This window comes from Cupriavidus sp. CP313 (assembly GCF_054072015.1).
Map to the genome: position 1 here is coordinate 1 of NZ_JBSVZB010000073.1, position 5,692 is coordinate 5,692.

6 protein-coding genes are annotated in these 5,692 nt (G+C 61.5%); 1 reads left to right on the top strand and 5 read right to left on the bottom strand.

The annotated features are described in order from the left end of the window. Positions 1-197: 197 nt before the first annotated feature. From ACW4E8_RS40835 to ACW4E8_RS40850, 4 genes are all read right to left on the bottom strand, one after another. Entirely contained in the window at positions 198-680 is a 483-nt protein-coding gene (locus ACW4E8_RS40835) for a hypothetical protein (RefSeq protein ID WP_456809674.1), read from the bottom strand. A gap of 616 nt (positions 681-1,296) precedes the next feature. Further along, the gene (locus tag ACW4E8_RS40840; protein ID WP_456809675.1) at positions 1,297-1,980 is read right to left on the bottom strand and encodes an AAA family ATPase; all 684 of its coding nucleotides are present in this window, start codon (positions 1,978-1,980) and stop codon (positions 1,297-1,299) included. Positions 1,981-2,021: 41 nt separating this feature from the next. Then, the gene (locus tag ACW4E8_RS40845) at positions 2,022-2,288 is read right to left on the bottom strand and encodes a TniB family NTP-binding protein (protein WP_456809676.1); all 267 of its coding nucleotides are present in this window, start codon (positions 2,286-2,288) and stop codon (positions 2,022-2,024) included. A gap of 6 nt (positions 2,289-2,294) precedes the next feature. Next, complete coding sequence (locus tag ACW4E8_RS40850; protein ID WP_456809677.1) at positions 2,295-3,710, bottom strand: Mu transposase C-terminal domain-containing protein; 1,416 nt, start codon at positions 3,708-3,710, stop codon at positions 2,295-2,297. A gap of 580 nt (positions 3,711-4,290) precedes the next feature. On the opposite strand from ACW4E8_RS40850, the gene ACW4E8_RS40855 reads away from it, so the two are divergent. Continuing rightward, entirely contained in the window at positions 4,291-5,538 is a 1,248-nt protein-coding gene (locus ACW4E8_RS40855) for a Y-family DNA polymerase (protein WP_456809678.1), read from the top strand. Here ACW4E8_RS40855 and ACW4E8_RS40860 read toward each other — a convergent pair. Beyond that, positions 5,530-5,692 (bottom strand): integrase core domain-containing protein (locus ACW4E8_RS40860; RefSeq protein WP_456809679.1); only part of this gene is annotated, 163 nt, incomplete at its 5' end. The genes ACW4E8_RS40855 and ACW4E8_RS40860 overlap by 9 nt on opposite strands.

The following is a 5,692-nucleotide window of genomic DNA, read 5'->3' on the forward strand; positions in this document are numbered from 1 at the left end:
TCATCGCACTGTGCCAATGTTCTTGCAGCAGGCACCAGATGTGTGAGTAGCGCCCCCATGACGGATCACCATTGCTCGATATCGTACGCTGGGGCCGGCTTGCTGTAGTCGACGGACGCCTCAGTGGGTTTCACCGGTGTGCTTTCGCTCTGCCGAACTTGAGAATTCTCTTGCCGATAATTTCTTGGCGCCGGATCCTATAAGACATTGCCTCGGCGGCTTGCGCACCACAGGGCGTTGGGATGCCGACAGCCGTTCCAGTGCATCGCCGCGAGCAGCCACGCCGCAGCGTTGATCTGCGCGGCTGCCACCTTGATGGCAGGCTTGTCCGGATCGAAACATAGAACGGCGCGACGAATCATTCGCCGTTGGCGACGCGGCACGTTTGCCCACGCCCGGCGCAGTAATAATCTCGTCAAATGCTCGCTGTCGTGTAGCAACTCACGGGAGTCGCCGCCGACCATCACCTCGGAGGTCCAGGCATTCAAGGCAAGGGCCTGACCGCGCCCGCTGTTGGCGATTGGCGCTGGGAGGCCCAGGAGCTGCCGCCAGTGGCGGATGAGTTCATCGCGCTCATTCGTTGGCAGCGGCTGAAAAGCTGCAGCTCGCCGTTTGCGCGGTATCCGCACGTACGCGCGGGTGGGCTCGGACAGCTCCAGCACAAGGATCGACAAGGCCATGGTCTCTACCTCCAGTCGTACGGTCTGATGCGCGGCAACGTACCCGGACTCTCGCACTACTCGCGGCCTCCGCTTTCCGGTGTGCCGCCCAGCGTCGCGAAATGGTAGATCTGCTTGGCGGACTAACACTTGCCCCTGCGCATCGCGTCTGGATTTCGACGCAGAGCTCGAAAAGCGGATGAGCGAGATGACGCTGTCGCGGCAGCCAATCGGTCAGGACCTCCCTCACGATTTCCTCGACCGTCGCTGCTAGACGCGTATTTCCCACTTTGGGGCCCCGGTCATAAGGTATCAACGCGCTCGCCACAGGATCCGCGAGGAAGCGCCGGCGCAAGCGATAAACCGTAGACCAATGGATCCCAAGCAATTCGCCAGCCTTCTCAGCTTGCTTACGCGAGAGCGGACCCGTCCCATGCGGACGTAAGACCCTCACAATAGCCAGCTCGCGCTCCGTTGCAATCCTCGCCGCCATGTTCAAGTCCGCAGTCTTACGCACCCGAGGCGATTTACTGAGCGGAGGAACGGGGTTGGCGGAATCAGTGGACCGGCGCGGTATCCGCACGTTCGTCGGCATGCGCTCGGTCAGCTCCGGCACAAGGATCGGCAAGACCATGGTCTATACCTCCAGTTGTACGGTCTGTTGCGCGGCAACGTACCCCGACTCCCGCACTGCTCGCTCCCAATGCGGCGAATCTAGTACCAATCCTGCACTGTCCCACGTGGGCCCGTTCAGTAGCACCGACTCGACGGCGCGAGTAAAATAATCCATGTGCAACTCAACCGGTCCAGCCAGTTGCGCGACCGCGTGGGCGTTCACGAAGCTATTCCACAGCGCCGCTGCCGATTGCTCCAGTCTTAAGCCGGCGGCGTACGCGTCGGGATAGAAGAAGGCAGTGAAGGAGCTCCCGGTGTCCTCTGGATAGCGAGTCAGATCGTAACTAGCCAGGCAGGTTGCTGCTTCGACTGCGCCGGTAATGCCTCTGAAGTGCATTTGCTCAATCATGAAGCGAGCGACGATTTGCTCGTCACCGGAAAGCTGATATTGCGCCTTCTGCTCCATCAGCTGCGGCTGCCCTACCAGAAAGGTGATCAGGCGCACGCCGTGGTGGGCGAGCTGATCATGAACGTCGCGCAGCCATTCCAGCGCATGCTTGGACAGCCGCTGCGCTTCGTCGCAAAAGAGGACCACAATGTGGCCCGAGCGCATTTGCAATTGCTCGTTAAGTCGACGCATCAAAGCGAAGCGTTTGTCGGCAATGGTCTTGGGTTGTGGATCCCTGACACCAGCGGCACTCAACAATGCACTGAAGAAGGAGCCCTCGTAGTCGCTGTTGAGGAACGCTAATTCTGCGAATGGCGCCCACTATTTCTGCGAGCGTGACGTGTGATGATCTGCGTCTTACCGATGTTCGAGTCTCCGTGCAGCAACAGGCATGGCATCCGCTCCCGCTCGGGTGTCTGGAGAAGTCGTTCGAGAATCTCCAGCGCCTGCGTGGCACGCGGGTAATCGATCCATCGGTTACGGGCCAGTCCCCGAATTCTTACATTGTCATCGCACTGTGCCAATGCTCTTGCAGCAGGCAGCAGATGGGTGAGTAGCGTAGCCATTACCGATCACCATTGCTCGACGTCGAACGCTGCCGCAGGCTTGCTGTAGTCGATGGACGCCTCAGGGGCCTCCGATGCGCTTTTGCTCGTGCTAGTCGGAGCAGTCTCTTGCCGGAAGTTCCGAGGGACCAGGTCTTTCAAGACGGTGCCGCGACGGTTTGCGCCGAACGTTTTCCCTCTTGCGCGCGCAACGATGCGTCGCTGTTCATCGATGGCCGCGAACAGCATGGCTTCGCTGACGTACTTCTGTCCCTGGGCACGCAAATGCCGAAGCACACTGCGTTGCTCCCATAACGAGACGCGGCCTCGCCGCAGGTCCGCAAAGGTCGCCTCGAGGTACTGCTTGCCATCAACACTGACGAAGATTCTGGAGAGGTCTTCAGGGTGAAATCTTGTGATGACCTTCTGCTTAGTTGCCCGCCACGCAGAAAATATCGGGTGCCAGTACCGAAGGTAGAACAGCGTGAGCCCGTCGGCCTGTATCGTTCGGTAGCTCATCGGCAAGAATTGAATGAGGAAGCGCAATGCCTCGGACGCCATGTCCGGAAGCAAACGCGGTGGCGTCGCGCCGCCGATCGTCGCCCACATGGAGTAAGGAGTGGCGCCGAGCAGGCCCCGGTGCGCATTGTGGTGATAGCGCTGCGCGATTTCCAGGACCAGCCACCGCTCGAACTCGCGGATAGTCAGGACCGCCTCCCTTTCCGGCGGCCTTGCCTTGCGCCCTTTGGGCGTGGATCCCGTCGACCCCGGCAAGCTGTGGACGCGTTCCATGATGGTCCGGTTCAGTCGCTCAATATGTCCGCCAAAGTATGGGCGGCCGACGGGACGGTACATCAACTCCACACCATACTGGCTACACCCAGAACGCAGCGCCCTGCTTTTGAACTCGGCAGCATTATCTAGATGGAGTACCTTTGGGATGCCGTGCATCGGCCAATCGGCACTAACTTCGAGGCCAGCGAGCCAGTCCGCCTTGGGAAGCACGACGCGAGTCACAAGCAAGGCGACCGTTGCCGCATTTGGGCGGTCCATGCTGACATACATTCCCACGACGCATCGCGTGGCAACGTCAACGGCCAGGCTTAGCCATGGCCTACCGATGGGTCGCCGATATAGCTCATCCACCAGGATCACATCAGCCAGCGTGTGATCGACCTGGACGATGTCCATCGGAAAGCGCGCCACGAAGTGGCCGGGCGGAGTTGCGGCGGCCGGCAACGCCGCTTGCTGTAGCGCCTCCTCTTTCCGATGAGCTGCCCAGCGCCGCGCGATGGTTGTCCTGCTTGGTGCGGTGACGCCCGCCGCTGCACAGCGTTTCCGGATCTCAACGACAAGTTCAAACAGCGGGTGCGCCAGATGGCGCTGCCGAGGCGGCCATGCGGTAAGCACATCATTCACAATGCTTTCGACTTGCGGCTGCAATCGCCCCCTTCCGGATCGAGGTCCGCGGCCATATGGGCTCAGCGCGCTTGCGACAGGATCGGCAAGGAATCGCTGCCGCAGGCGATAGACCGTGGACCGATGCATTCCAAGCAGTTTGCCAGCGTACTCGGCTTGCTCGCGCGACAGCGGTCCCCTTCCAAGAGGACGCAGGACTCGCGCAATCGCAAGTTCTCGCTCCGTGGGCTCAGTCATAGAGATATGCGGAACTAACCTCCAACCCACAGTAGTCGAATAACCGGTCCGCAACGCCACAGTCGCGGAATTTGTGCTCGTCCTCGGGAAAGGCCGTTGCATCTACGCCACGGAGGAAACTGCCTTACGCTCACATATTATCCTGATAAATCAACCAATTAGGACAATGTGATTGCTCGCACATATAACGGGTGCCGCTCGCAGAATTAACGTTCCTCAACACGCGATGCCTCGCCGGCGCCACTGCGCCTGACATTGGAGCCCGTATCGGACGGAATTCGTGTGCAGTTCGTTAAGCGTCGAGGCCCGCAGCAGGAATCGCCGCTTAACGTAGCCCTGCAGCCTTCCCCCATTCTGTTGTATCGCCATGCTGCGCCTGTGGATCTGCCTGCGCCTGTCGTCCCTGCCCCTCGAAGTATTCCGACCGAACTGGTCCACAGAGCTAGCGGTTGCTGTCCTGGACAGGGAGCGCGTGCATATGGCGTCGCCGCTGGCCATTGCGGCCGGCGTGAAGCCGGCAATGCGCCGCGGCGGCGTGCAAACGATCGCACCGCAGACCATTCTCTTTGACCGCGATGGTTGCGCAGAACTGGCGGCGCTCGAGCGGGTCACGATGGCGATGCTGCAGTTCTCGCCCAATGTCGCTGCGTCCGAGGAGGCGGCGGTGCTTGTCGACATCAGCAGCACGCTGCGACTATTCGGCGGCGTCCGCAAGCTGCGGCAACGGATGCTGGCGGCCGTCAGGGCAATGGGGTTTAGCCCTGTCGCGGGATGCGCACCAACCGCCGAAGGCGCTTGGCTGCTTGCGCGCTCTGGCGGCGGAGCGGCACTAAGTATGCCCACATTGGTGCGAACGCTGGTCGGCATGCCCGTTGCGATCCTGCCGGCGGCGCGGCCGTTTGATGAGTGGCTGGACGGACTCGGCTGTCGGACGCTAGGAGACCTGCGCCGGCTGCCGCGCGCAGGCCTGCAGCGCCGATGCGGCGCCGCCATCCTTGAGGCGTTGGATCGCGCCCATGGGGAAGCACCTGAAGTCTTCGAATGGGTCGAAGCCCCACCATCGTTTGACGCCGCGGAGGATCTTCCGGACAGGATTGAGAGCGCTGAGGCCGCCCTCGCCTACCTTCGCGGCTTGCTGGTACAGATGGTCGGCTGGCTAACCGCCCGGCACCTGGCCATCAAGCGGTTTGCGGTCGAACTTCGCCACGAGCGCGGCCGCGCTGCCCTCGCACCAACGAAGATTGAGATTGCGCTGGCCGAGCCCAACTGGCATGAAGAGCATTTGGTTCGCCTGCTCAAAGAGCGTCTGGCGCGGCTGACTGTCGAGGCGCCGATGATCGCCGTCGCGGTGTCTGCCATCGAGACCGAGCCGGTGGCACCGCCCAGCGATTCATTGTTTCCAGAACCGGGCGGCACGCCGGCGGATCATGCACGCCTGCTTGAGTTGCTGGTGGCACGCCTCGGTGCAGACAATGTCCGCCAGCCGTGCTTGCGTGCCGACTACCGCCCAGAAGTCGCCAACAGCTGGCAGCCGGCCACTAACAAGCCGCCCAGCGCAACGTTGCCCCCTGGATTTGCCCCCGTGTCCCCGGACACGGTCACACCCTTAGGTTGATAAGGCCATCGCACGCCTGAACTCCCGCGGCGAGCGGTAATTTAGGGCGCTATGGGGGTGCTGCTCGTTGTAATGCTCAAAGGCGATGGCCAGATTGCGAACCGCCGTCTCGGCATCAGGCTTGGGCATGAAGGCGACGTAGTCGCGCTTCATG